Annotated in this window: 1 protein-coding gene; it reads left to right on the top strand. The window is 46.9% G+C overall.

The annotated features are described in order from the left end of the window. On the top strand, positions 1-767 hold a 767-nt coding region (locus R7P74_RS26025), incomplete at both ends, for an NADP-dependent isocitrate dehydrogenase (RefSeq protein ID WP_318123541.1).

Raw genomic sequence — 767 nt, 5'->3', positions numbered from 1 at the left:
CTACCAGCAGCACAGAAAGAAGAGATTGAAGCGGCAATTCAGGCGGTTTACCAAACTCAGCCTGAACTTGCGATGGTTGATTCGGATCGTGGCATCACAAACCTGCATGTCCCAAGCGACATCATTGTCGATGCATCTATGCCAGCAATGTTGCGTTCTTCTGGCCAAATGTGGGGTCCTGACGGCAAGCAAAAAGATACTAAAGCGATGATCCCAGATCGCTGCTATGCAGGTATCTACCAAGCAGTTATCGATTTCTGTAAAGAGCACGGCGCATTTGACCCGACAACAATGGGCAGCGTACCAAACGTGGGTTTGATGGCTCAAAAAGCAGAAGAGTACGGTTCTCACGATAAGACGTTTATCCTAGATGCAGCAGGTACAGTACGTGTTGTTGATGCTTCTGGCGCAGTGCTGCTTGAACAGGCGGTAGAAGAGGGTGACATCTTCCGTATGTGTCAGGTAAAAGACGCGCCAATTCAAGATTGGGTGAAACTTGCAGTAACTCGCGCACGTGCGACAGGCGTTCCAGCTGTATTTTGGCTAGATGAAAACCGCGCACACGATGTAGAGCTTATTAAAAAGGTCAATGCATACCTGCCAGATCACGATACGACAGGTCTAGAAATTAAGATTCTTGCTCCAGTAGAAGCATGTAAATACTCATTAGAACGAATGAAAGCTGGTCTAGATACCATTTCTGTAACGGGTAACGTACTTCGTGACTACCTAACAGACTTGTTCCCAATTTTGGAACTGGGTACATC

The sequence above is a fragment of the Vibrio sp. 2033 genome (assembly GCF_033339735.1).
Note: the sequence above shows the minus strand (reverse complement) of the source record. Positions and strands in the feature narration are given on the sequence as shown.